This is a genomic window from Hydrogenoanaerobacterium sp. (genome assembly GCF_032017025.1).
Classification (GTDB): Bacteria; Bacillota; Clostridia; order Oscillospirales; family Ruminococcaceae; genus Hydrogenoanaerobacterium.
On record NZ_DALZQO010000002.1, the window covers coordinates 56,006 to 80,968 of the forward strand.

A 24,963-nucleotide genomic window follows, 5' to 3' on the forward strand; every position below is an offset into this window, starting at 1 on the left:
TTAAAACCATTACTGCACAGGAAGCAGATGAAGCGGCAGCAGAGATTACAGTAACGCAGGTAACCACAGGTGTTCCCGAAGGAACCTTGCGATACAGTTTTACTATGCCGGCCAAGGCTGTTCAGGTTAAGATTGAGCTGAAGCCTACCGATAAAGAAATTATAGGTATAAGTAACCCGGAAGCGAAAACAGTAGCATATGATACAGATGTAAGCAAACTTGACTTGCCTGCAACTGTAACTGTTACGTTGGAAGACAACAGCAAACAACAGATTAACGTTGATTGGAATACCAGTAACTATGACGGCAACACATCGGGAGACTACTCTATAACTGGTAGACTGGTGCTGTCGGGTGGCATCATCAACAGCAAAGGTTTGACTGCAGAGATTATGGTGACCGTGCGGGTAAAAGACAAACCAATTCCACCTAGCAAGGATGCTTTGCTAGGATTAATCAATGTTGCTAAAGAAAAGACTGAGGACAGCAAGTATACACAAGACAGTAGGACTGCCCTCGCTAAAGCTATTCAAGCAGCACAATCAGTTGCAGACAATGTAAAATCAACAGAGAAAGAAATTACAGATGCAATAGCAGTACTGCAATCAGCAATTGATGCATTGGTTAAAGTAAGTGACCCAGCAGACCCTGATCCTGGGAAGCCAAACAGTGCTACACATACAAAGTATATTGAGCCAAATTTGGTATCTTCTTCTGACCTAAGTGATAAGATTGCTGAATCCGATAAGGACGTTAGCATCAGCGTTCGAAACAATTATAAGATAGGTACGAGTTTTCTAAGTAAGCTAATGTCAAACAAAGATAAAACAGTGACCTTAAATGGCGACTGGTATAGTTGGATTTTTGAGAGTAAGAATATAGAAAACGATATGCCTGGTACCATTTGGTTCGATACGCGAATCGCCAAAGAATCGCCAAATGCAGAAGCAATCGCGAAGCTGGTCGGTGGCATAGAGGTCACAAACCTTTACTTCTATTATCATGGTGAACTGCCGGGCAAAACCAAGATAAGAGTAAAATTAGCAGACAAGGCAAACAAAACATTCTACCTGTACTACTTTAATACAGGTAAAAACAAATTTGAGCTGATTCAGTCCGGATTAAAAGCGAATGAGGACGGCTGGGTGGATTTTATCATTACCCATTGTTCCGATTACATCCTTAGCGAAAAAGAAATTACAGGTGCGATTGCGGCTACATCTCAAGAAAATGCAAACCCTGAAACAGGTGGAGTTCTTATACAAACACAGCAAAAAACAGAGCAGGCTGTTGAAACTGAGGCAAAAGAGAAATCCAGTGTTAGTATAAAAGATGTACCTAAAAATAGCGGTGCAAGCACAGTGATATGGGTGAGTATTGTTTTACTTGTTACTGTTGTTTCAGCAGGCATTTTTCTAAAGCGAAAATATTTTAAAGAATAACTGCAAGATTATTAAGCTTCAAAATGCCCCCGGTAATGTCTGGGGGCATTTTGACTTGAATGCTTTAGCGTGCAATAACCATTGGCTATGCCGGTGAGGATAGAAATTTTTAGATACAAGAAAACCTCCTATGTTAAAATTGAAGCAGGTTTGCCAACCGCATCAAAAACATAGGAGGCTTTGTCATGAATGACATACAAAGCTTATTACATTTTTTAAATAGAAATGCCGGTACTATATTTCCAATTTTCATAATAATATTATTTGTCTGTTCAATCTATTCGAACTTGTTCTATAGGGAGCTTGGAAATCTGATTGCTCTGGGCGAAGACGATGGGTGTTTTTTAGGGTAATAACAGAGAAAGAAGCTGAGGTTATCAAAGCAACGCTAAAAGCTTTGAATGAAGCACAATAGAAATAAGAAAACACAGGCATAATACTTCAAAAGTATTATGCCTGTGTTTGTTGAATTAGTTGATCAAACATTAAAGTTTTTTGCCAAATTTGGTGAAAAGTTTTGCAAAAAGTGGCTTCTCTATTTGTCAATATACATTCCTGACAAAAACAATAATGTAGTTTTATGTAGTATTTTGCTGAATTTTAATTGACTTTTTCAAATATACTATATAATATATTAATTAAGAAACTTTATTAATAAATTAGTTTGAAAGCCAATCTGAAAGGATCCGATAAATATGATGGTAGGTCAACCGCAGTTGATCAAAGAAGTAAACATTGATATTATTCATAAGTTGATTTTTGAAAGAGGCCCTATTTCTAAGCCTAAACTTTCAAAAATTACAAATCTTAGCCTGCCTACCGTCAATAAGATCGTGGATATTTTAGAAAACGATGGTGTGATCAAGCAGCAGGGTTCCACGGATAACGGCGTTGGACGCAAAGCAAAGATGTACATCGGTAACAATAATTTAGGAAATATTATCGCGCTTTATTTTTTAAATGATAGCTATAGATGTTGTTTAGTAGATATTTTGGGAAATATTATTAAATCTAAAACGTTTCCGGTTGAAACCGGTACGACGTCGCAGGCAGCACTCGATTCAACATTTCATGCTATCGACCATATGATAAACCTTTCCAATGCTCAGGTTAAAGCAATTGGTATTGGAGTACCGGGGGTTGTCATGCAAGATGACCGTATAACCAGTATCCCAAACATTGCAGAGTGGGAGAACATAAACCTTAAACAGCTAGTAGAGCAGCGCTATGGAGTGAGTACCTATGTAGAAAACGATGTTAAGCTAACTACAATCGGCTATTATCACACGAATCTGAAAGAAAAATATGATAATATGGTTTACTTTTATATTGGAAAAGGGCTTGGGTCTGGGGTCATCATAAATCAGCGTCTACTCAAGGGGTTTAGCAGTTTTGCAGGCGAACTGGGATATTTAACGCTTGATAATAAGGTGGATTCGGATAAACCTGGACATTACGCGAGTAAAGGCGGTTGGTTGGAACTTGAAATCCAATCCCTTGTTCAAAGGCTAAATAGTTGTGCCGAAAATGAACTCGAAGCCCTGCAAAGCCGTTATGATATGCTGGTAGCCTGCGCTATGGCAAACTTTATTGTGGTGCTTAATCCTGATATCATTGTTTTGCGAGGAACAGCTATTACGGAACAGAGTCTTGAAAAAATCAGATGTATTTTAAGTGAATATATTCCCAGAGAAAGCATACCACAACTTATTTATTGTAATAGTGATGATTATGGAATCAGTGGTATTATCAGCATGTGCCTATCTAATATTTCTGTACGAAAACATTTTGTGGTGGAAAAGGGAGTTTAACAAAGGAGTAGAATGAATGCGAAAAGGATATTTAATCTCGGTTGACGGGGGAGGGACCCGAACTGAGTTCTGTGTGCTGAATTTGGAAAGCAAAGAAACAAGATGTTTTGTATTTGGAAGTACTAATTATAAAGTGACAGGAATGCAAAAAGCTGTTTTTAATATAGTAGATTCATTTCATAGCATCTGTAGTGAGATGAATATTGGAGTAGAGGAAATTATCGGCTTGGTACTGGGGCTTTCAGGCTGCGATGCCCCGGAAGATTACAAAACTTACCGTTCCATTATAGAAACTATGAATATCCCGCAGCAGAAGGTTTACATATGCAATGATTCTGAGCTTGCTTTTTATTCAATAGCAAATCCTCCCGGTATTTGCGTAGTATCCGGTACAGGCTCTATTGCAGTGGGATTTACAAAAAATGGCGAGACAATACGTTGTGGAGGCTGGGGCAGCCCACTAAGTGACGAGGGCTCTGGATATTGGATTGGGGCGCAGGTGCTCAAATCTCTGATTCGTTACTGTGACAAACATGGCGAGTTCCAACCAGTTTATGAAAAACTACGCGTATTCTTTCAAGCAGAAAGCTTTGAAGAGATGCCGTTTCAAATTGCAAATCTCAACAATGCAGAGGTTGCCTCTTCAGCTGTCATAGTAATGACCGAAGCAGAGGCGGGAGATTTGTTCTGTAAGGGGATAACTCTACGGGCTGCGGCACATGTAGCAGAAATTGCTACAGCGGTATATAGAAAGTTGAATTTTGCGAAGGAGGAAAGCGTCACAGTGGTTACCACCGGAGGTATCTTTGGTAACAACGCATTTTCAGATGCTTTTCAAAACAATATAAAGGCAGGTGTATCAAAGAACAATTTAAAGTTTTCAACACTTAATGAAAGCCCCGCCGAGAGCGGTATTCGTTTGGCAAAAGATAAATTTCTACAATGATCCAAAGTTTGAAATAAAGCAAATTGCTTTATCTAAATATTTTAGGAGGCTATTATGAAAAGAACTGTTAGCTTTATACTCTCACTTATTTTGGCGATGTCACTAACTGCATGCAAGGCAAACAATGCTCCCTCGGTTCAACCTTCAGATATTTCAGCATCTTCTGAAAGTTCATCCAATGAGACACCGACAGAAGACCCTGTATTGACTACAATCCCGGGATATGCAAATGAGCAGGGTGAATTCGCAAAAGGCCCAAATGGAGAAACTGCGGTGAGCGCAGATACAGTCACCATCACAGAGGAGCAATATGCGCAGATCAAAGAGAAAAAACTTAAAGCAGCAATGCTATGGGCGGGTGCGAGCGAATGGTACAATGCAATGACTGATGGAGCAAAAGCTGAGTTTGAAAAAATGGGCATTGAGATCGTTGCAATCTCCGACGCACAGTTTGACCCGGCCAAGCAGGCAACCGACATCGAAACTACAATGGCAGTTAAACCCGACATCCTACTTTCTTTGCCGGTAGATCCAGTTTCCGGTACCAGAGCTTACCAGCCTGCTGTTGATGCAGGTACCAAAATTGTATTTGCTGATAACGGTGTTAATTCTTATAAGGCGGATGAACAATATGTTTCTATTGTGACAGGTGACCAATATGGAATGGGACGAGCGGCAGCCGAGTTGATGGCAGAATCCATCGGCGGTAAAGGTAAAATTGGCGTTATCTTCTATGATGTTGATTTCCTTGTCACCAATAACCGCGATAATGAGTTCGTTAGAACAATTAAGAAAAACTACCCCGATATTGAAATAGCTGCGATCACCGGGTTCTCTGAAGAGAGTGCAACAGGTGATGTGGCAGCAACCATGCTCACTCAACACCCCGATCTGGATGGAATTTATGTTGCATGGGATGTTGCAGCAGAGCCCGTAGTTGCAGAGCTTCGTGCAGCCGGTAAAAAAGATGTTAAAGTAGTGACAATCGATCTTGGAGGCAACAATGATCTTGATATGGCGCAGGGTGGCAACGTATATGGCAAAGTAGCAGATATGCCATATCAAATTGGTGCGACCATGGCAAAACTGGCGGCTTTAAATATCCTTGGTGAAAAGACGCCGGCTTATGTGGTAAGCGGAACAGTTGAAATGACAAAAGAAAACATGGCAGAAGCTTGGAGAGCGTCTCTGAATAAAGATCCCGATGCAAATGTGCTCAAGGCACTGGATAAATGAGTTTTATAAATTGGGGGTAAATGGTGCGGTGCCCGCTTTTCTTGTGGGCACCGCGCTTTTTTCCAAACAAGCTGTCTGGAAGTCGGATATGATCCTCCGAACAGACTGCGAAGTATCATATCTTATTTTCAGATTTTGATCAGCTACAACCGAAAAGGAGGAAAAAATCATGAGTAATAAAATTAAAAAAATCGATTATAAAAAATATATAGTGTATATCAGTTTTTTGATGGTTCTGATTATTTTTTCAATTATTCTAAAAGACAAGGGCTTCTTATCTTACAGTAATATGATGAACATCTTACGGCAGACTGCAATGATTTCGGTTACGGCAGTCGGTATGACTTTTGCAATTTCTGCAGGATTAATCGACCTCTCCACAGGTGCTGTGGTGGCAATGTCTGCACTTACCGCTTCTATAGTACTGCGCAATGCAGGTTGGCTGCCGGCGTTGTTTTCGGGATTGGGAGTTGGTTTGATATGCGGCCTTATCAATGGCATTATTGTTGCAAAAGTACGTATCCCCGCGTTCTTGGTCACATTGGGCACCAGCAGTGTATTTGCAGGTATTGCCAGAACTATGACGAACCTTGAGGCGGTACCGATAACAAATCCTGAATTCAACTTTATTTTTGGCGCCGGTGACATCGGACCTATCTCAACATTATTTATTTGGACGATTGTAGTAATGCTCATCGGCCATGTATTCTACCGTAAAACTCCATTCGGACGGGCGGTGCTTGCTGTTGGCGGAAATGAATCTGCAGCACGTTTTTCTGGTATCAAAGTTGAACGCATTAAAATTGCAGCTATGGCAATCAGCGCACTTGCGGCATCTTTTGCAGGCATACTGTACGCCGGCCGCTTGCATGGGGCACGGTATACACTTGGTGAAAATGATAATATGTCTGTCATCGCCGCTGTTGTAATCGGTGGTACCAGCTTTACGGGCGGTAAGGGAACAATTATAGGAACGATTATAGGCTCTATCGTTATTGGTATGCTAAACAATGGCTTACTGCTGATGGGCCTTTCCGTATCTGAGCAGATGATAGCACGAGGCATTATCATCATTCTTGCGGTATCGCTAAGTCTAAGACAATCAAGAAATGATTAATTGATAAAAGGTAGAAAGGAGAATACGCAATGTTTTTAAATAAGATTCTTGAAAGAAATAAAGCATTGATTGAGGCTTCAGTCGAATTGCATCAGCAGGGGAAAATTCCTGCGAACAGTTATGTGATTGATATGGATACTTTCACTAAAAATGCGAGAGTGATCGCAGAGGCAGGCAAGCGCAACAATTTAAAAGTATTTGCCATGACCAAGCAGATCGGGCGAAACCCTGCTGCACTTAAGGCACTAAAATCAGTCGGCATTGATTCTTGTGTTTGTGTGGATATGAACGATGCACGCCCTGTTCATGCGAATGGTTTGAAGATTGGTCATTTGGGCCATCTGGTTCAGGTGCCAACTGCTGAGACAGAGGCTGCTATTAAAATGAATCCTCTTTATTGGATGGTTTATAATCTTGAAAAAGCACAGGCAATTTCCAAAGCAATGCCCGAGGGGAAAGTGCAAAAAGTTATGGCACGTATTTATGGTGAAGGTGATAGCTTTTATAAAGGGCACGAAGGTGGATTTTCAGCGGAGCATATTTTACAGACTGTCAATGAGTTGAACGGGCTTAAAGGCATTGAATTTGCGGGCATTGCCACCTTTCCTGCGCAGCTTTTCAACTATAAAACGATGTCGGTTGAGCATACACATAACTATCAAACCCTACTAAAAACAGCGGAAGTTCTACGCAAAGCAGGTTACAGTGAGGTTGAGGTCAACGCACCGGGTACCACTTCCAGCATGCTATTCGAAGAACTTGCAGCGTCCGGGGTTACACAGGTGGAACCGGGGCATGGGCTTACAGGTACTACGCCGTTGCATGCATTTAGAGACCTTGCAGAAGAACCGGCAATTGCATATATCTCGGAGGTTTCTCACATATATGGCGGCAAACCCTATTGTTTTGGCGGTGGGATGTATATCGACCCTGTGTTTGACCGTTATGAAGTAAAGGCTTGTGTTGGTTCCACAGCAGAGCAGGCCCTTGCGCAGCGCATTCCCTGTGATATTCCATCACCCGCAGCAATTGATTACTACGGTATTTTGCAGCCGGAGACCAGACATAGCGTCAAGGTGGGAGATAGTGTGGTATTTGGCTTTCGTACACAAGCTTTTGTTACGCGCGCTTACATGGTACCCATTAGTGGTATTCACAGCAAAAAACCAAAGGTTGAAGGCATATTTTCGACGGATGGAAGGACTGTGGGGTGGCCGGAATGGTAAACGAGAGTAACTATTCCCTGGAGGTTGTTGATATTCACAAGGCGTTTTTTAACAATCCGGTTCTAAAAGGAGTATCCTTTGGAATTGAAAAGGGCGAGGTGCTGGGGCTGCTTGGCTCAAACGGTGCAGGAAAATCTACTGTAATGAAAATTGTCAACGGTGTCTATCGGCTGGATAGCGGGAAGATTCGCATTAATGGTAACGATGTCTTTTTAAAAGATGCACTGGATGCAAGAAAACATGGCATTGCAATGGTTTATCAGGAGTTCTCTGTAATTCCAACACTTACTGTGATGCAAAACTTATTTTTAGGCAGAGAGATTAAGAAAAATGGTTTAATTGATGATAAAGAGTGCTATCGCCAAGCGCAGGAGGCTCTGCGCGAATTTGGTATTGATATTGACCCAAACGCAGTGTTGGAGGATCTGTCCATCGGAAACCAGCAGTTGGTTGAAATTGTCAAAGCCCTCATGCAAAAACCTTCAGTGCTTATCCTAGACGAGCCGACCGCTTCACTCACCCATAGAGAAATTGAGCTGCTATTTTTATTTATCCACCGTTTAAAAAAACAAAATATTGCAGTATTTCTTATTTCTCATCACATGCAGGAAATTATGCAGATTTGTGACCGGGTTGTCATATTACGTAACGGTACTGTAGAGATGAATGAAACTATTGATAAAATGTCAATACCTATCATGGTACAGGCGATGATTGGACGAAAGCTCTCCAGTGATTATATTGCATCTAAGCAGCCAATTATCTACGATAAACCACTGCTTGAAGTTAACAATTTAAAATGGGAAAATAAAGTCAATGACGTGTCGTTTCAAATTTTTCCGCGTGAGGTTTTAGGAATTGCGGGGCTATTAGGTAGCGGGCGCACCGAGCTGATGAAATGTATTTATGGGCTTCTCCAACCTGACAGCGGAAAAATAACATTAAAGGGAACCCCCATACCATATGGGAAGCCATGGGAATCAATCGAAAAAGGTATTATGTTTGTACCGGAAAACCGTAGAAAAAGCGGAATTATCGGAATCCATTCTATTAAGATGAACATGCTTATTCCTATTTGGAAAAAGATGAAAAAAGGAATGCTCGTCGATGAGAAAAAATCTATGGCACTCGCCACCGAAATGAGTGAAAAGCTCAATATCAAATGTACAAGCATTGAGCAGGAACTAGAGAGCCTTTCAGGTGGCAATCAGCAAAAAGTGGTGTTTGGAAAGAGCATGCTCACAAACCCGGAAATTTTGCTGCTGGATGACCCCACAGTGGGAATTGATGTTGAGGCAAAAGCGGGTATTGCCCGGCTGATTCGTGATATTGCCGATGGTGGTAGCGGTGTCGTATTGGTTTCTTCAGAGATGGATGAGCTTGAACGGTTGTGCGATCGTGTGCTGATAATTCGAGAGGGTAAAGTTTCAGCAGAGCTGCGACGTGACCGCGGTGATGAAATTACGGAATCCGTATTGGCACAGGCAATTCAGATGTAATAAGTACTAAAATAGAATAGTTACAGTGTTTAAAGGATTATTAAGTTTTTCCATATACACGCGGATAATCCATCAGTTTTTTTCTTTGTATAAGCAGGCGGTACATTTTTGACCGCCTGCTTATGTATTTTACAGATCAACCACCAGCTCTGCTGGTGGAGATGAAAAAGCTTAAGCTATGGACAAAATAAAAACTTCGATATTTTTAAGGTTATTATAGCATACCCGGATAAAATCTTTTTTAAGAAAATGATTTTGCGTTAACATGGATTTTATGCCCTTACTGTTACAATGGCCTCATTGAAAACGGAAGATAAGTAAATGATTACACTGAGTTACATCACAAAAGAATATGGCAGCACAGTCATTCTGAAGGATGCCGGTTATTCTTTTTTGCAATAGGGGCTTCCAATACAAGAGATAATATTGAAAGTGCGCCTGAAAACGGCACAGTTAGTGTTAATGTGGAGGAAGAAAATAAAATGCCCACAAGGTCCCTCTATATCTTGCTAGAAAACAAGGATTAGACTATCACCTTGGACAGTGGTTGGTACTAATGGATATTTGAAGGCACGGAAATGCTTAATGACATGCCGAGCATCGTGCGGTTTGATACCACCATCAGCAATAGCTCGCCGGATGCCGAAAAAATTACGAATCTCACTGGTGGAGTGGAAGTAACCACGCTGCACTTCAACTACCATGTCGAGCTTTCAGGCAAGGTGACAATGCGTATTCTAGTCGCCGGCAAAGCAGGCGAAACGCTGAATCTCTACTACTTTGGCGCGGCGTAAAACCGAATGGAAGAGGGACAGTAGGGGGTCAAGGTGGATGAAAACGATTGGGTGATATTCACAATCACTTATTGCTCCGATTACATCCTCAGCGAAAGCCCAATTGCGGAGGCAGTGAATGCGATAGCAAGTAACAGCAACTAACCCCGAAACAGGCGACAAGCTTGTAGAGGCAATAGCACCGCCTCTGCACTAGCAGAAGTGGTGCTATTTAACGTGGGATGCTTATATTAAATTTTCTGTGCTTTCAATTATTAAATATATGATTCCAAGTTGGGAGAACAGATTAATAACGATATCATTGGGTTTATAAAGTTTATAACAGTTGGACTTTGTATGGGATAGTGACTCCCGTGACTGGAAAGACCCGCCTGCCGATGAGATGACAAAGAAGATGGTGAGCAGTGTGCAAAACGGCAGCATTACGCTGTTTCATGTGGGAAAGAAGAACACTGTACAAGCTTTGCCGGAAATTATTGTACTGCTTAAGGACAAAGGCTATCGTTTTAAGACAGTTGGAGAGATTATCTACTACGATAATTCCAATATAGACGTACAGGGGAGGCAGCATAAGACATAATTTGGAATATAAGTATGATTTTGCTGATCCCAGGAGATGCTTCTCAACCGATCAGTAACGTGAGTTTAGATAGGCTGATATAATGGTTACTCTTCATGGCTCTTTTGGTATCTCCAATAGTTGCTTTACTTAGAGCGTGTCTGAAAAAAATCTGAGTTTATGCTATTTGACTAAAATCATAATGCACGCGAGATAAACAAACCCTTTAAAGCAATTTATTAACTTTTCGTAATGTAAGTAGTATTTTAGCTTTGGGTGTGTGGGAACCTGCATATTGGTTAAATTATCCCGCGCAACTTGAAACATATATTGATAACTGGTTTAAAGTGGTCAACTGGGCAGGTGCGCAAGAGAGATATCTGACCGCAATGAGTTTTCCGCAACAGCGTTAGGCATTCGCCATTCTTCCCCATATCTATCCAGTACATGAAAAAAGATGTAGCTTTTGCTTAATTGCAAAAGCTACATCTTTTCGTTTCCCATTGATCATTAATCTTATTTCAACCCACAGATTTGCATCTAAATATCTTTTCATGCCTAAAATAGAAGCGTAAAACAGCTACACACAACGGCACATGTCGAACCAATCGGGAATAGCTGCAAATCATAGCTTCTGTGAGAATTCAATCTTTTCAGCATTCGGTCCCTCTATGTTGAAAAAGCGCATACCATTTTCCCAGAATGGACGGGAAACGATCTCCGCATCTAGCAGATGGTAACCGTTTTTCTTGGCCTCGGCAAACGCCGCCTCAATGTCTTGCACATCCAGTGCAAAGTGATCCACCGCACCTGCTCTGCCCGCACAGGCCTCCGGTACGTAAAACTCAATCACAAGGCTCTTCAACTGCATAAAAACGACAGGGCCACGGAGGCCTTTCTCACGCAGTACCTCTACAAAGCCAAGGTCCTCGTAAAAATGCACACTCTCCTCCACACTCGCAGTGGGAATACCAATATGCTGAATTCCGGTAATATTTTCGGCAAGTTTCATGATTGTCTCCTTTTACGTTCTAAAACAATATTTACTTTTATGCTTGCTCTCCATCTAGTGCGAAGGCAGGCAAAAACGTCTCGTAAAACTCCATGGTCTTTTCTAAATGAGTTCGCAGCAGCTTTTCAAGTGCGTCGCTATTACCTTTTTCTAAATACTCATACATCAGCTTATGTTCGTTTAAGGCGATACGGTGGCGTTCCATCGGGTGATTGGAGGAAGAATAGACATAGAATGCAAAACCAACGCCAAAGAGCATGTTGTACAACTCAATCAGTTTTTGGTTTTCAGTCAGCTGAATAAAAGCACCATGGTAAACCTGTTCCAACTGGGTAGCCTCAACATAATCGTGAGTCTGAATATTCTCCAGCTTTTTTAAGACGTCAAGCATATTCTTTTTAATCTCAGGGTGTTTTGGAAAGTTGTGCACGGCTTGTTTAACAGCAAAGACTTCCAGCATAATACGGCAGTTCATGATATCATGGATCTCTTTCATCGTAAGCTGCTTTACCATAAAGCCACGTCTGGGCAATGTGATCATAAGCCCCTCTGCAACCAGGCGATTGAGCGCTTCTTTCACCGGAGTTGGGCTGATGGACAAACTTTCAGCAAGCTGCCCTACAATAATTTTCTCCCCCGGCTGCAGCTTGCCGATAAAAAGCTGTTGCTTTATCTCATTATACGCCCATTCCAAGAGGGATACTGGCCTTTCTCTCATTATAAATACCTCCTTAAAAAGTTAAGACGCAAGACGGAAAACTATAAAAATTGCATATGCCTTGAGAAATATTACAAACCTTAATCAGGGTTTAATAAAAATACAAATAGCAATTTGTTTATATATTCACAATATTTTTAGCAATAATGTACACAATTTTTAAATTTTATCAGTAATTAATACTATTGATTAATTTTACGTCATTTCTTATAATAAAGCAAGAGATTTTAAATTTAAAATTTAATTTATGGCAGGAGAGAAACAAAAATGAACCGAAATCTTGTAGCGATCACAGACTGTGATCATGACGATATTAATGTAGAGGCTGGCGTATTGGCAGCCTCTGGGCTGGAGGCTCCTTGGTTTAACTGTAAAACCGACGATGATCTCATCCGGGATTGCAAAGGCTTTAAATCTGTCATCAACCAGTATGCGCCCTTTACCGCAAAGGTTTTTGAGGCACTGCCTGACCTTAAGGTAATTGTACGTTATGGCGTAGGTGTAGACAACGTCGACCTTGCGGCCGCCACTAAACATGGCGTAAAGGTTTGCAACGTGCCCGACTACGGTATGTATGAGGTAGCCGACCACGCGATGGCACTGGTTCTCGCACTTGCTCGTAAAATTGTATTCACCAACGATAAGGTGAAAAGCGGTATTTGGAACTATCAGGAGTCGGTTCCTATCTACCGTCTCTCTACCCAGACAGTGGGCGTCATCGGAGTTGGCCGTATCGGCACTGCATTTGCCGAGCGTGCAAAAGCTTTTGGCCTGAAGGTGCTGGCGTATGACGAATATGCACAAAAAGCGGGTAAAACTCAGGACTATATGGAAATGGTAAGCCTTGACGAGCTGCTTGAGCGCTCCGATATCATTTCGGTTCACTGCCCACTGGATGGCAACCGCGACCTAATTGCAGCACCCCAGCTGAAGAAGATGAAGAAAAATGCTTATCTTGTCAACGTTTCCCGTGGAGGCATCATCAATGAAGCAGACCTGTACGAGGCGCTTGTAAACGGTGAAATTGCAGGAGCCGCCTGCGACGTGTTTAGCCCTGAGCCTGTTGCGAAAGACAGCCCGCTGCTGAAGCTTGATAACTTTCTTGCCACACCGCACATTGCCTGGTATTCGGAAGAATCCGCACTGGAGCTGGAGCGTAAAGTAGCAGAAGAGGCTGCACGCGGTGCTCTGGATCAGCCCCTGCGGAATGTTGTCAACAAATAATCGGATTACGATACAATAGTCCAACCTTATAGCAAAAGAAAGAAGGAACCAACATGAATCCATTTGATCTGACAGGCAAAAAAGCAATTGTCACAGGTGCTGCCTCGGGTCTTTCCCATGGCATAGCCGAGGGCCTTATGGAGGCAGGCGCCGAGGTCGTTATCATCGACATTTCGGCAAACACTGAGGCGGCCGCAATAGAGTTTTGCAGCCGCGGCTTTAAAGCTCACGGCGTGCGCGCCAACCTCGGTGACCGTACTGAACTGGTCCGTGCATTTAACGAAGCGCTCAAAAAACTGGGCGGAAAAATTGACATTCTGGTGCCGGCAGCCGGCATACAGCGCCGCAATAAGTCTGAAGAGTTTACACTTGAGGATTGGGACGCAGTACTTAACATCAACCTTTCTGCTGTATTCTTGCTTTGCCAGCTCGCCGGACGCGAGATGCTCAAGCAGAAAAGCGGTAAGATCATCAATATCGCGTCAATGCTCAGCTTTTTTGGCGGCTACACCGTACCGGCCTACGCGGCCAGCAAGGGTGGCGTTTCTCAGTTGACTAAGGCTCTTTCTAACGAGTGGGCACGCGAGGGTATCAATGTCAACGCAATTGCCCCGGGCTATATGGCTACCAGCATGAACACCAAAATTCTTGAGGACGAGGCCCGCAACGCCGAGATTACAAACCGTATTCCGGCCCGTCGCTGGGGCACTCCGGAGGATCTTAAAGGGGTCACGGTTTTTCTGGCCTCCCATGCGTCTGATTACCTAAGCGGTGCAGTCATTCCCGTGGACGGCGGCTATTTAGGCTGCTAATACCCCTCCAAATCTTGTATTTCAGGCCATAAGGCACTGAAAGGATAAAAAGAAATTAAAAGGAGAAAAATGATGAAAAAAATTGGAGCAATTGTCTTAGTTCTAGCGATGGTTCTTTCTCTGGCCGCTTGCGGCGGTACCTCCTCTTCTCAGGCAGGCAGCACCCCTGCAACATCGGGCAGCTCTGCTGATGCAAAGCCGCTGAAAATTGGAATCTCGGTTCCCAACATGACCAACGTTTTCTTCCTGCAAATCAAAGCGGGTATTGAAGAAGCTCTCACTGGTCCCAATGACGAGGTTGTTATTATGGACGCAAACGGCGACCAGAACAAACAGATGAACGACGTTGCCGACATGATCAGCCAGGGCTGCAATGTCATCGGCTTGTCTCCCATTAACTCCGATGGTGTACGCGCTACTCTTGAGGCATGCAAAGAGGCCGGCGTTCCGGTTATTGCCTTCAATGTCGGCGTAAAGAATCCCGAGCTCGTCGCTTCTACAATTGTTTCCGATAACGAAGAGTCCGGCCATATGTGCGCAAAAGCTTTGGCTGAGGCACTGGGCGGCAAAGGTAAAGTTGTTGAAATTACCTTCAGCACCACCACCACTTGCTACGCTCGCCAGAAGGGCTTTGAGGATGAGATTAAAGCAAACTACCCCGACATTGAAATCATTCAGGCCAAAGACGTAGAGAAAGCAACATCTGACTACTCACAGCCCATTATGGTCGACTTTATTAACGCTAACCCCCAAATCGACGGTGTCTTCACCATCAACGACCCCACCGCTCGCGGTGCCATCGCTGCACTGAAAGAAGCAAATTTGATCGATAAAGTAAAAGTTGTTTCTGTTGACGGCTCTGATGAGGGTAAAGACTTTATCCGCGCAGGCGAGATGGTTGCTTCCGCTGCACAGGATCCTGAGCGCATCGGCCGCACCACTGTTGAGACTGCTTACAAGTTGCTTGCCGGCGAAACAGTAGAAAAGGACGTCATTATCCCGATGTCCATCATCGACTCCAGCAACGTTGACGGTTAATCTGTGACACAAACAAACGGGGCAGAGCTCTGCTCTGCTCCGTTTATTCTTTTATGGAGGGTTTTGTTGCCCACCATTACAAACGCCGCCCATAGAGCGGCAGGTAATAAAAGGAAGTGATTTAATGCCAGCTGAGTATATCTTGGAAATGAACGATATCGTCAAATCCTTTGCACTCAATAATGTTCTGGAGGGCGTGACGATTGCGGTCAAGCCGGGCGAGGTACGCGCTCTGATGGGAGAAAACGGTGCCGGCAAGTCAACCCTGATGAAGATTCTCGGTGGTATCTACCACGCTGACGGGGGCAGCATCAAGATTGACGGCGAACCGGTACAAATTAATTCGGTGGATGACGCGCGCCGTTACGGCATCAGCTTTATTCATCAAGAAATCAGTAATGTTCCGAGCATGAACATTGCCGAAAACTTTTTTCTTGGCCGTGAGCCAAAAAACAGATTGGGCCTTGTGGATACCGGACGCATGCACCGTGAAGCCCGGGCCGCACTGGATGTGCTGGGCATTAAACTGCCCACTACAAGGCTGATTGATGGTCTTTCCATTGCAAAACAGCAAATGCTTGAAATTGCCCGTGCAATTAACGAGAATGCAAAAATCATCATCATGGATGAACCCACTGCCTCACTGGCAAATGCCGAGGTAGATGACCTATTTCGTCAGGTCAAACTGCTAAAAGAAAAAAATGTAGCCATTATCTATATATCTCACCGCATGGAGGAAACCTTCCGCATTTGTGATTCGGTAACCGTACTGCGAGACGGCAAGTTTATCGGTACGAAAAACACCGCAGAAACTACCGACAAAGAGCTGATCAGCATGATGGTAGGCCGCGAGTTCGAAAGTATGTACGGCAATGAGCGCACCATTGGCGGCGAAACCGTAATGCAGGTGAAGAACCTAACCAGTAAAGCGGTTAAAGATGTTACATTCGATCTCAAAAAGGGTGAAATACTCGGCTTTGCGGGCCTTGTTGGTGCAGGGCGCACCGAGACAGCGCTCGCACTGTTTGGTATCGACAAGATTTATTCGGGCGAGATATGCATCGATGGTCAGAGGGTGTCGATTCACTGCCCCGCAGATGCAATCCGCGCAGGTATTGCGCTGGTTCCGGAAGACCGCAAAGGGCAGGGGTTATTCCTTAGCCACAGCATTGCAACCAACCTCACCTTCCAGGTGCTGCCCGAGTTTATTCATAATTTAAAGATTGACCGCAAAAAAGAAAGCGGACTGATTAGCGAATATCAGAATAAGCTTTCCATCCGTATGGCGTCTGTAGAACAACTTGCGGGTGAGCTTTCCGGCGGTAACCAGCAGAAGATCGTTATTTCAAAATGGTTGGCAGCCAAGCCGAAGGTACTGATTTTGGATGAACCCACCCGCGGTATCGATGTTGGCGCGAAGGCTGAGATCTACAAGTTGATGAACGACCTCACCAAAGAGGGTGTCTCAATCATTATGATCTCGTCCGAACTACCTGAAATCATCAACAACTCCAGCCGCATCGCGGTTATGAGCGAAGGTCGGCTTGTTAAGATACTGGATCCTGACGTGGACGAAATCTCGCAGGAAATTATTATGTCCTATGCAGTAGAGGGAGGAAATGAATAATGGCAAAACCAAAAAGTCCAACCGCAACCGCGGAAAATAAAATTGTTTGGGAGACAAATCCCCTTTTGATCTGGATTAAACGCAATTTGGCAGCCGTCATCGCGCTGGCATTTCTGTGCGTGGTGCTCACACTGACAACCGATACCTTTATGGCTTCTAAAAACCTGCTCAGCGTGCTGCGTCAGGTTTGTGTAAACGCCTTTATCGCATTCGGTATTACCTGTGTACTTATCTCGGGCGGTATCGACCTTTCAGTCGGCTCGGTAGTGGCTGCGGCGGGCGTTATCGCGGTTCGTCTTGCAAACTTCGGGCTGCCGGTGCTCATCTGCATTGCGGTTGCGCTTGCGTTCGGTGCACTGCTTGGCCTATTCAACGGTTATGTAATTTCGCATACCACCCTGCCCCCCTTCATTGTTACCCTTTCAACTCAGATCATTGTACGCGGTATCAGCTATGTGCTCACCGGCGGACAGCCTACTCAATGTAACAATGAGGCTTTCAACTATTTGGGCACCGGCAGCTTGTTTGCCATCCCCATTCCGGTAATCTTGGTAATGTTCGTGATGGTTATTCTGTATTTCATCATGAACCGTAGCTCCTTCGGCCGCCATGTTTATGCAATCGGTGGTAATAGAGAAGCGGCAAAATATGCCGGTGTTAACACAAAATGGGTGCAGATGCGTGTCTTTATGATCAGTGGTGTGATGGCTGCGTTGGCCGGCGTTGTGCTCGCAGCACGCCTTTATTCCGGTCAGCCGGCTGTTGGTGAGGGCTTTGAACGTGACGCTATTGCGGCTTCTGTTCTCGGTGGCACCAGCTTCAACGGTGGTATCGGTACCCTTGGCGGCACCATCATCGGTGTGCTCATTATTGGTGTGCTCAACAACGGTATGAACCTTCTTAAAGTCAACAGCTACTGGCAGTTTGTAGTCAAAGGTATTGTTATTCTGGGTGCAGTTTACATCGACTACCTGAAAAAGGCACGTTCCCTGAAAAAGTAAACAATCAGCCCTGTTAAAGGAGAAAACAGATGGATAGACAGCAACTCGCGGTAAAATGCAAACAATTACGCCGTGATATTATCGAAATGATTGCAGGGGCCGGCAGCGGTCACCCGGGCGGCTCGCTCTCAATGGTAGAACTGATTGCCGCAACGTATTACACCCAGATGCGGGTCGACCCGAAAAACCCAGAGGATCCCGCACGGGACCGGTTTGTGCTTAGTAAAGGGCATGCAGCTCCCTGCTACTACGCAGTACTCGGCGAGCTAGGCTTTTTTGATAAGGCAGAGTTTAAAAACTTCCGCCAGCTGCACAGCATTTTACAAGGGCACCCCGACGCAAAAAAGGTACCGGGCATCGATGCTTCCACCGGCTCGCTCGGGCAGGGTGTCTCGATTGCGGTTGGTATGGCACTGGGTGCAAAAACCGCGAAAAGCGATATAAAAGTATACACCATTCTCGGCGACGGTGAGTTGCAGGAGGGGCAGGTGTGGGAGGCCTGCACCGCAGCTGCCCACTATAAACTGGACAACCTCACTATTATGATTGACAACAACGGCCTTCAGATCGACGGCTCGAATGACGAGGTCATGTCACTGGGTGACCTGCATGCACGGTTCACAGCATTCGGCCTTGATGTAATTGAGCTTGCAGACGGCAACGACCTCGATCAGGTTATTGCTGCCTTGGAACGCCCTGTAACGCCCGGTAAACCAAAATGCATTCTTGCCCATACCGTTAAGGGGAAAGGTGTCTCATTTATGGAAAATCAGGTGGGCTGGCACGGCAAAGCACCATCCTCTGCTGACCGGGATGCCGCGCTGAAAGAATTGGAGGGCTGAGGCAATGAGTAAAGTAAAAGCAATACGCGCCGCCTACGGTGAAGCACTGGTAGAACTCGGCGGCAGAAACGATAAAATTGTGGTGCTGGATGCTGACCTCGCCCACGCAACCATGACCCAGGGATTTGCAGAAAAATATCCCGAACGTTTTTTTAATTCCGGCATTGCCGAAGCAAACATGGTATCGATGGCAGCCGGCCTTTCCACCATGGGTTATGTCCCATTCTGCAGCACCTTTGCAGTGTTTGGCGCAGGGCGTGCCTACGAGCAGGTGCGCAACAGCGTGGCGTACCCCAATTTCAATGTTAAATTCGGTATGACTCACGCGGGCGTTACCCTTGGTGAGGACGGCGGCAGCCATCAGGCCATCGAGGATATCGCGCTGATGCGCGTGATCCCCGGCATGACCGTGATCGTCCCCTGTGACGCAAACGAGACCCGCCGTGCGGTAAACGCGGTGGCTGAAATGAAGGGACCCGCTTATTTACGGCTTGCGCGCCTCGCTACACCTGTATTCGAACATGAAATGCCGTTTGAAATCGGCAAGGCAAATGTGCTGCGCGAGGGCAACGATGTTGTGCTGTTTGCCTGCGGCATTATGGTGGGCACTGCACTTGAGTGCGCCGATGAACTGGAAAAATCAGGCGTGTCGGTCGCGGTAATCAACGTGCATACCATTAAGCCCATCGATGCGGAGTGTGTGCTGAAACATGCAAAACACTGCAAAAAGGTAGTCACTATCGAAGAGCACAGCGTCATTGGCGGGCTAGGCGATGCAGTCGCCGACGTGCTGATTGGCAAAGGCGATTTTACCTTCAAAAAAATTGGCGTGCAAGACAGGTTCGGCCAGTCTGGTAAGCCGGAGGATCTGCTGATTGAATACGGCCTTGATACCAATTCAGTGCTGAACAGCATCCGTACCATATTGTAACAAATAATCCTTGTCGGCGCCTTTATAAGCATGGCAGGGTATAAATAAGGAGATATTACCATGAAAATTGCATTAATTAATGAAAACAGTCAGGCATCTAAAAATGAGCTGATTTGCAGTGTACTGAAGAAAGTAGTAGAGCCGATGGGTCACACCGTATACAACTACGGTATGTACACCGCGCAAGATAAAGAATGGCTCACCTATGTACAGAACGGTATTCTGGCAGCAGTACTGCTCAACAGCGGTGCGGCGGACTATGTTATTACCGGCTGCGGCACCGGTGAAGGCGCTATGATTGCCCTCAACAGCTTCCCCGGCGTAGTCTGCGGCCTTGTTGTCGACCCGAGCGATGCCTTTATGTTTGCTCAGATCAACGACGGTAACGCTATTTCTATGCCTTTTGCCAAGGGCTTTGGGTGGGGCGCCGAGTGCAACCTCGAATATGTTTTTGAAAAACTGTTTGGTTGTGAGAGCGGCGGCGGCTACCCAAAAGAGAAGCAGCAGGTAGAGCGCCAAAACAAACAAATTCTTGACGTAGTACGTGCCAACAACTTCAAGGATCTCATCACCTGCCTCAAAGGTATTGATCAAGAGCTGCTGAAAGGTGCACTGGGTGGTGCACAGTTCAAAGAGCTGTTCTTTGCAAACTGCAAAGACGAGGCTCTTGCGGCTTATGTTAAAACCATCGTTGGCTAATTGAGCCGGATTATCAGCAAAAGAAAGCGGGTTTAAAAACCCGCTTTCGCCTTGTACGATATTGGTTTGGGAAAGCCGTTTGCACGGCGGTCGCCAACGCCTGTTTTTTAATTCGTTACTGAAAAAGCTATAAAACCATAGAAAGAATGTGTTGTATATGTCAAAAGGAGTTATGCTGGTAGGCGAGCCGATGGGGCTGTTTATTGCACAGAGCGAGGGCGCGCTGGAGCAGGTAACAGGCTATTCACTGGCTGTTGCAGGGGCAGAGTTCAATGTAGCGGTGGGGCTTGCTCGGCTTGAGCACGGCGTTACCTATCTCACAAAGCTCGGCAACGACCCATTCGGTAAGTTGATTGTTAGCGTGCTGGGCCAAAACAAGATTGGTAGCGAGTTTGTTCGTTATTCGAATGAACGCTCGACCGGCTTTATGCTTAAGAGCATGGTAAGCGAGGGCGATCCTGAAATCTTCTATTTTCGTAAAAATTCCGCGGCTTCCACCCTTTCGAAAGAGGATGTGGACGCAGTGGATTTCAGCAACTACAGCTTTTTACATCTGACCGGTATTCTCCCCGCACTCACCCCGTCCACCCGTGAGGCGACTTTCTACCTTGTGGAAAAGGCGCGTGAAAACGGTCTGTCTGTTTCGTTTGACCCAAATCTGCGCCCTCAGCTCTGGGAGAGCAAAGAGAAGATGGTTGAAGTGATTAACAAGCTGGCTGCAAAAGCAGACATTGTATTTCCCGGTGAAGCAGAGGGTGAAATTCTTTGCGGTAGCCGTGACCCTGAGGCCATCAGTGACTTCTATCTGCGTCTCGGTGCAAAGGCAGTTGTAACCAAAGTGGGCAGCAAGGGGGCATTTGTTGCAACTGCAGCAGAGCGTATCATGGTGCCGGGCTTTAAGGTCGAAAAAGTAATCGATACCGTTGGCGCGGGTGACGGCTTCGCGGCTGGCACCATCAGTGCATTGATGGAAGGTAAAAAACTGAAGGATGCGGTGCTTCGCGGCAACGCGGTAGGCGCGATTCAGGTGATGAGCCGTGGCGACAACGACGGCCTGCCAGGCCGTGAAGCGCTTGCCAAATTTATGGGTCTACAGACGCTGTAAGGGCAAAAAGGAGGATTATTTGATGACAGATAATATGAAAAAAATAAGTGATATCGGTTTTGTGCCGCTTATCGTGCTAGAGGATGCCGCAGACGCGGTGCCGTTTGCAAAAGCTCTGGAGGCCGGCGGCATACCGGTGGCAGAGGTCACCTTTCGTACTGCGGCGGCAAAAGAAATCATAGAGAAGATTGCCAAAGAGGTACCCGAAGTGCTTGTGGGCGCAGGTACGGTACATACGGTGCAGCAGGCAAAAGAGGCCGTCATTGCCGGTGCTAAGTTTGTAGTTACCCCCGGCTTCAACCCCGAGGTTGTGGGCTGGTGTGTAGACAATAAAGTCGACGTGGTGCCCGGTGTTATATCACCGGCAGAAGTGGAGCAGGCAATGGGTTTTGGCCTTTCGATCTGCAAATTCTTCCCCGCAGAAGCATATGGCGGCATAAAAACATTAGAGTCCCTGGCAGGCCCCTATGCGGGCATTAAGTTTATGCCTACTGGCGGTGTTTCGGCCGATAACATGAACGATTACCTTTCGCTGCCTAACGTAATTGCAGTTGGCGGCAGCTTTATGGCCCCCTACAAGCTGGTTGCTTCTAAGAAATGGGATGAGATTACCGCCCTGTGTAAAGAGACGGTGAAAAAACAGATGGGCTTCCAGTTGCTTCACGTCGGTATCAACACCAAGGATGCAGACGATGCCTGCACGGTGGCACACCGTTTGGGCGACCTCTTCCTCCAAGAGGTGAAGGAGTTCCCAGGCGCCTATTTTGCGGGCAGCACAGCCGAAGTGGTTAAGGGTAAATTCCTCGGTGCAATGGGGCATATTGCCATTCAAACCAACGATATTGACCGTGCAGTCGCTTATTTTGAGCGCAACGGCGTGGAGATCGACCACAGCACCGCAGTGCGCGGCGCGGCAGGTAAGTTGATTGCCATCTACTTTAAAGAAGAGGTAGGCGGATTTGCACTGCATCTTCGCTGCAAATAGGCTAATTGACACTCTTTAATACGGAGCCACTCGATTAAATAAGCCGGCACCGCAACAAGGCGGTGCCGGCTTATTTTTTAGTTGAACAAGAAGGTATATTATTAGAGCGTGCCTGAAAAAGATTTGAGTTTTTGCTGTTTAACTAAAATCATAATGCACACAAAGATAGACAAACCCTTTAAAGCAATTTATTAGTTTTCTATTATCTTTAACCGCTTGGTCTCATATTTGTATTCCTGCAATATAGCCGCTGGTTTTTATCCGCATATCTTCGGTAGCAGATGAGCTTCTCTTCCTCGTACTTTATTGCCTTCTCTTGTACACAGGTTTTTTATCATTTTGAATGATTTACCGTATTCTTACAATAGCTGCTTAATTGTAATTCCTTGACGGTGTCGCTCCGCAATTTTAGCTATAATGCTTTGGGACGTATGAGCCGTTCCTTTTTGTCTATGCATAGCAAGGGCCTCCTATCATAGTTTCGATTCTACGATAGGAGACCCCTTTTGTCTCTGTCCGTTTTTGGTACTTCAATCCAAGTTACTATTGCTCTCTTTCATTTGTAAATGCAGAGAAGAAGTTTTCTTCCGTTCATCAACTTCTAAAATATAGGTCGCCCGGCTAGCAAGTACCAAACTTTTGGAAATCTGAACTGGCTTGTCTTTTTCATCAAAAGTGAGCTTAAAAATGGAAAACAGCGGATCACCTGGTGAACAGTGTAAACGCTGGCTGACCATCACATCAGCAATTTCTACGTTAAAGCGTTTATGGGCACGAGGTAAGTGCACACCATATACCTCTTTAATCAGTTGATAGGTAGAGATATTTTCACTTATCATATCAAACATTCCAGGAAAGCGTTCACACGGATAATAGCACTCATCGTACAGGATTGGCTGATTGTCGTCATACATGGTGCGTTTCAACTCTATGATGGAAGAATCCTTTTCAATCTTTAGTGCATCAGCAACCCAGTCTTCTGCAGGAACAATCTTCTTTGAGTGAATCACTCGGACTACTTTACGCCCCATCCGGTTCAATGTGTCAGTGAATCCTAAAATAGAATCTATTTTATTCTCGAATTTACTATGTTTTACGAAAGTACCTTTCCCTTGTTTGCGTTCTAGCATGCCTTCTTTTTCCAGCTCTTGAACAGCGCGCCGAACCGTAATCCGGCTGATACCATAATGCTCTCCCAACTCTGCTTCGCTCGGCATTCGTTCGCCAAGAGAATAGACTCCGCTCATAATATCATTTTTAATGGCTATTTGAAGTTGTTCATAAAGTGGAGTCGCATGGTTAGCTTCTAGCATAGTGGTCTCCTTTGACAAGACGTTTATAATTTTACAATATTGTAATAGCAACGGCTACCAATTTCTATTCTTAGCTTAACATATTCTTATCGTTTGTCAATGAAGAAATACACAGATTATGGTAATTGAAAACCTTTTTGTAGGCTTGTTCTACATTTGATGGGGATACCCGAAGCCACCATAGAAAGTGCAGGTTTTTGCGGAGCATTCTGCTGCAAAATCCAGTGCTTGAGTCATTTTCTCACTGCGGACAAACTCAGTAAGAAACCCGGCAATAAAGCTGTCCCCCGCACCCATAGTATCTACAACCGTAGTATCCTTAATGCCTTGATGAAAACGTACTCCCTGGTGGGAAAACACTGCACCCTGTTTACCTTGTGTTACACCAACGATTTCAGTGCCAAGCTGGTGACAGGTATCCATTAAAGCGTACACCTCGTTTTCTGTCATGTCCGAGCCTGAAAAAAAGGCGAAACGAATATGCGGGCAAACAGTTTTTAAATAATTTATATCTTTTCTCTCCGAAAAATCAAATGAAATCTGACAGTGCTTCTGCATCTTGGCAAGCTCCGGCTCAATACTGGAAAAACAGCTTGTATGGCATACGTCAAAGCCTTGGATGTAGAGGAGATCTTCCGGCGTGAGAAGGAGGCGTACAATATGCTGCGCGGTATTTTTGGGTCCTCCTATAAATATACGGTCGCCTTCCTCATTGAGAGAAACCTCCGGCTTTCCACTTTGTGCGCAAATAGTTCTCGAATGATTGTACCTGACCTGCTCTTGGTCGAGTGCCCATTTGATATGGGTAGCGTTCTCATCGTTGCCGAACACGCCGATATAAGCAACCTCATCAAATCCGTTGCGCTTGCAGTTTACCGCCACATTTACTGCGTTACCTCCGGGATAGTATATTTTTTGGTCAATATAGCAATCCGTTACATTATCTCCAACTGCGATCATTTTCATAATGATTTCCTGCCTTTCGATTATCTGTGTTGCCGTTACTGTATCATACTTAAAAAATGC

24 protein-coding genes are annotated in these 24,963 nt (G+C 45.0%); 20 read left to right on the forward strand and 4 right to left on the reverse strand.

Annotated elements, in window-relative coordinates:
• From RTV33_RS02090 to RTV33_RS15625, 10 genes are all read left to right on the forward strand, one after another.
• A partial coding sequence (locus RTV33_RS02090; RefSeq protein ID WP_312641047.1) for an Ig-like domain-containing protein occupies positions 1-1,442 on the forward strand: 1,442 nt, incomplete at its 5' end.
• A 695-nt stretch (positions 1,443-2,137) separates the two neighbouring features.
• A complete protein-coding gene (locus RTV33_RS02095) occupies positions 2,138-3,253 on the forward strand; it encodes an ROK family transcriptional regulator (protein WP_312641049.1) in 1,116 nt (371 codons plus the stop codon).
• A gap of 16 nt (positions 3,254-3,269) precedes the next feature.
• Positions 3,270-4,199 (forward strand): BadF/BadG/BcrA/BcrD ATPase family protein, encoded by a 930-nt coding sequence (locus RTV33_RS02100; RefSeq protein WP_312641051.1) that lies wholly within the window; start codon positions 3,270-3,272, stop codon positions 4,197-4,199.
• Positions 4,200-4,253: 54 nt separating this feature from the next.
• Positions 4,254-5,435, forward strand: a complete 1,182-nt coding sequence (locus RTV33_RS02105; protein ID WP_312641053.1) for a substrate-binding domain-containing protein — start codon at positions 4,254-4,256, stop codon at positions 5,433-5,435.
• Between the two features lie 169 nt (positions 5,436-5,604).
• Positions 5,605-6,552, forward strand: coding sequence for an ABC transporter permease (locus RTV33_RS02110; protein WP_312641055.1), 948 nt, complete (start codon positions 5,605-5,607; stop codon positions 6,550-6,552).
• Between the two features lie 29 nt (positions 6,553-6,581).
• Positions 6,582-7,778 (forward strand): alanine racemase, encoded by a 1,197-nt coding sequence (locus tag RTV33_RS02115; RefSeq protein WP_312641057.1) that lies wholly within the window; start codon positions 6,582-6,584, stop codon positions 7,776-7,778.
• Positions 7,772-9,277 (forward strand): sugar ABC transporter ATP-binding protein, encoded by a 1,506-nt coding sequence (locus RTV33_RS02120; RefSeq protein WP_312641059.1) that lies wholly within the window; start codon positions 7,772-7,774, stop codon positions 9,275-9,277. The genes RTV33_RS02115 and RTV33_RS02120 overlap by 7 nt, the downstream gene beginning before the upstream one ends.
• A gap of 590 nt (positions 9,278-9,867) precedes the next feature.
• Positions 9,868-10,071, forward strand: a complete 204-nt coding sequence (locus RTV33_RS02125; protein WP_312641061.1) for a hypothetical protein — start codon at positions 9,868-9,870, stop codon at positions 10,069-10,071.
• 325 nt (positions 10,072-10,396) lie between these two features.
• Positions 10,397-10,651: a hypothetical protein gene (locus tag RTV33_RS02130; RefSeq protein WP_312641063.1), complete on the forward strand. Its 255-nt coding sequence runs from the start codon at positions 10,397-10,399 to the stop codon at positions 10,649-10,651.
• Positions 10,652-10,893: 242 nt separating this feature from the next.
• Positions 10,894-11,043, forward strand: a complete 150-nt coding sequence (locus RTV33_RS15625) for a Fe-Mn family superoxide dismutase (RefSeq protein WP_396327208.1) — start codon at positions 10,894-10,896, stop codon at positions 11,041-11,043.
• Positions 11,044-11,255: 212 nt separating this feature from the next.
• On the opposite strand, the gene RTV33_RS02135 is transcribed toward RTV33_RS15625, so the two are convergent.
• Together RTV33_RS02135 and RTV33_RS02140 are read right to left on the reverse strand one after the other, a co-directional pair.
• Positions 11,256-11,642 (reverse strand): VOC family protein, encoded by a 387-nt coding sequence (locus tag RTV33_RS02135; RefSeq protein WP_312641065.1) that lies wholly within the window; start codon positions 11,640-11,642, stop codon positions 11,256-11,258.
• 37 nt (positions 11,643-11,679) lie between these two features.
• The gene (locus tag RTV33_RS02140; protein ID WP_312641067.1) at positions 11,680-12,360 is read right to left on the reverse strand and encodes a GntR family transcriptional regulator; all 681 of its coding nucleotides are present in this window, start codon (positions 12,358-12,360) and stop codon (positions 11,680-11,682) included.
• A gap of 267 nt (positions 12,361-12,627) precedes the next feature.
• Between RTV33_RS02140 and RTV33_RS02145 the strand changes: the two genes are divergently transcribed.
• From RTV33_RS02145 to eda, 10 genes are all read left to right on the forward strand, one after another.
• Entirely contained in the window at positions 12,628-13,584 is a 957-nt protein-coding gene (locus tag RTV33_RS02145) for a C-terminal binding protein (RefSeq protein ID WP_312641069.1), read from the forward strand.
• Positions 13,585-13,637: 53 nt separating this feature from the next.
• Entirely contained in the window at positions 13,638-14,396 is a 759-nt protein-coding gene (locus tag RTV33_RS02150) for an SDR family oxidoreductase (RefSeq protein ID WP_312641071.1), read from the forward strand.
• A gap of 72 nt (positions 14,397-14,468) precedes the next feature.
• The gene (locus tag RTV33_RS02155) at positions 14,469-15,434 is read left to right on the forward strand and encodes a sugar ABC transporter substrate-binding protein (protein ID WP_312641073.1); all 966 of its coding nucleotides are present in this window, start codon (positions 14,469-14,471) and stop codon (positions 15,432-15,434) included.
• Positions 15,435-15,558: 124 nt separating this feature from the next.
• Positions 15,559-17,061, forward strand: coding sequence for a sugar ABC transporter ATP-binding protein (locus RTV33_RS02160; RefSeq protein ID WP_312641075.1), 1,503 nt, complete (start codon positions 15,559-15,561; stop codon positions 17,059-17,061).
• Entirely contained in the window at positions 17,061-18,062 is a 1,002-nt protein-coding gene (locus RTV33_RS02165; protein ID WP_312641077.1) for an ABC transporter permease, read from the forward strand. The genes RTV33_RS02160 and RTV33_RS02165 overlap by 1 nt, the downstream gene beginning before the upstream one ends.
• Before the next feature lie 29 nt (positions 18,063-18,091).
• On the forward strand, positions 18,092-18,904 hold the full coding sequence (locus RTV33_RS02170; protein ID WP_312641079.1) for a transketolase: 813 nt from the start codon (positions 18,092-18,094) through the stop codon (positions 18,902-18,904).
• Positions 18,905-18,908: 4 nt separating this feature from the next.
• On the forward strand, positions 18,909-19,835 hold the full coding sequence (locus tag RTV33_RS02175) for a transketolase family protein (protein WP_312641081.1): 927 nt from the start codon (positions 18,909-18,911) through the stop codon (positions 19,833-19,835).
• 60 nt (positions 19,836-19,895) lie between these two features.
• A complete protein-coding gene (locus tag RTV33_RS02180) occupies positions 19,896-20,534 on the forward strand; it encodes an RpiB/LacA/LacB family sugar-phosphate isomerase (protein WP_312641083.1) in 639 nt (212 codons plus the stop codon).
• A gap of 157 nt (positions 20,535-20,691) precedes the next feature.
• Positions 20,692-21,639, forward strand: coding sequence for a sugar kinase (locus RTV33_RS02185; RefSeq protein ID WP_312641085.1), 948 nt, complete (start codon positions 20,692-20,694; stop codon positions 21,637-21,639).
• Positions 21,640-21,661: 22 nt separating this feature from the next.
• On the forward strand, positions 21,662-22,624 hold the full coding sequence (eda, locus tag RTV33_RS02190) for a bifunctional 4-hydroxy-2-oxoglutarate aldolase/2-dehydro-3-deoxy-phosphogluconate aldolase (protein WP_312641087.1): 963 nt from the start codon (positions 21,662-21,664) through the stop codon (positions 22,622-22,624).
• 530 nt (positions 22,625-23,154) lie between these two features.
• On the opposite strand, the gene RTV33_RS02195 is transcribed toward eda, so the two are convergent.
• Both RTV33_RS02195 and RTV33_RS02200 read right to left on the reverse strand, forming a co-directional pair.
• A complete protein-coding gene (locus RTV33_RS02195; RefSeq protein ID WP_312641089.1) occupies positions 23,155-23,937 on the reverse strand; it encodes a GntR family transcriptional regulator in 783 nt (260 codons plus the stop codon).
• 150 nt (positions 23,938-24,087) lie between these two features.
• Positions 24,088-24,903 carry a PfkB family carbohydrate kinase gene (locus RTV33_RS02200; RefSeq protein WP_312641092.1) on the reverse strand — a complete coding sequence of 272 codons (816 nt, stop codon included), beginning with the start codon at positions 24,901-24,903 and terminating at the stop codon, positions 24,088-24,090.
• Between the last annotated feature and the right edge of the window lie 60 nt (positions 24,904-24,963).